Genomic DNA, 1352 nt, shown 5'->3' with positions numbered 1-1352 from the left:
ATATATAGTGGTTGTATGCACTAAATAGGCTGTATACGGTAGTCGTTTACGGTGGTCCCCAAAAACTGGACAATGTGCTAAGCTCTGAATCACCCACATTGAAAGGAGTGAATCATGAGCAGTAAAAGAAAACAGTACAGCCCTGAATTCAAGGCCAAAGTGGCTTTGGCAGCCATTAAAGGTGAAGAAACGATTGCCGAACTGGCCAAGCGTTTCAGAGTACACCCCACGATGATCAACAGCTGGAAAAAAGCATTATTGAGTGGGGCTGTTGATATCTTTGACAAAGGCCATAAATCTCATAAACAGACAGAAGCCAAGGTCGATGAATTATATCGTCAGATTGGCCAGTTGAAGGTGGAACGGGATTTTTTAGCCAAGGGGCTCAGTCGTTAAAACGCGATCAACGCCGGGAGATGCTGAAACAGGAGCATCCCAGGCTGAGCCTGTCACGACAATGCGAACTGGTCGGCGTCAGCCGTTCGTCATTTTATTACCGCAAAAAACCGCTCAAGCCGGAAGACCTGCAATTGATGCGGTTGATTGATGAGCAATACCTGAAGACCCCGGTTTACGGCAGCCGTTCCATGGCCAGGCATTTACGCCGCCAGGGACATAAGGTGAACCGCAAGCGGGTGCAGCGATTGATGAGGCTTATGGGGCTTGAGGCTATTTATCCTCGCCCCAGGACCAGCAAGCCACATCCGGAGCACAAGGTCTACCCTTACCTGCTTCGTACGTTAACCATTGACCGTCCCAACCAGGTATGGGCCGCCGATATCACCTATATTCCGATGTCGCGGGGCTTCATGTACCTGGTAGCCATTATGGACTGGCACAGTCGCAAAGTCCTGTCCTGGAGAGTGTCAAACAGCATGGACAACGACTTTTGCGTTGAAGCCCTGGAAGACGCAATCAGGAACCATGGTTGTCCGGAAATATTCAATACCGACCAGGGAAGCCAATTTACCAGCAATGACTTTACCAACATACTGGAGGAACATCACATTAAGATCAGCATGGATGGACGTGGACGCTACCAGGACAATATTTTCATTGAACGTCTCTGGTGGACGGTGAAATACCACTATCTTTATCTCCATGCCTTTGCTAATGGAACGGAATTGCGGCAGGGATTGAAAGACTGGTTTTCATATTACAACCGGGAAAGGTCACATCAATCGCTGAACGACAGAACGCCAGATGAAATGTACTATCAAAAAACAGGCATGGCAGCCTGAGGCCCTATAACAATAATCAGAGCTTATTTGCACGCTCAGGCTGTCCAAACAATGGGGTCCACCTCACTACCCGTGTACCTGCTTCGCACGTTAACCATTGACCGTCCCAAC

General features: G+C 48.7%; 1 protein-coding gene. It reads left to right on the top strand.

What is annotated here, in order from left to right; translation table 11 throughout:
* The first annotated feature begins 114 nt into the window (after positions 1–114).
* Positions 115–1241 (top strand): IS3 family transposase gene (locus tag MV985_RS09095; protein ID WP_297465533.1). Its coding sequence is split into 2 segments (ribosomal slippage): positions 115–367 and positions 367–1241, totalling 1128 coding nucleotides; the frame shifts between segments, so codons are not numbered across the junction.
* Positions 1242–1352 lie beyond the last annotated feature (111 nt).

This window comes from Thermococcus sp., from assembly GCF_027012695.1.
Classification (GTDB): Archaea; Methanobacteriota_B; Thermococci; order Thermococcales; family Thermococcaceae; genus Thermococcus.
Note: the sequence above shows the minus strand (reverse complement) of the source record. Positions and strands in the feature narration are given on the sequence as shown.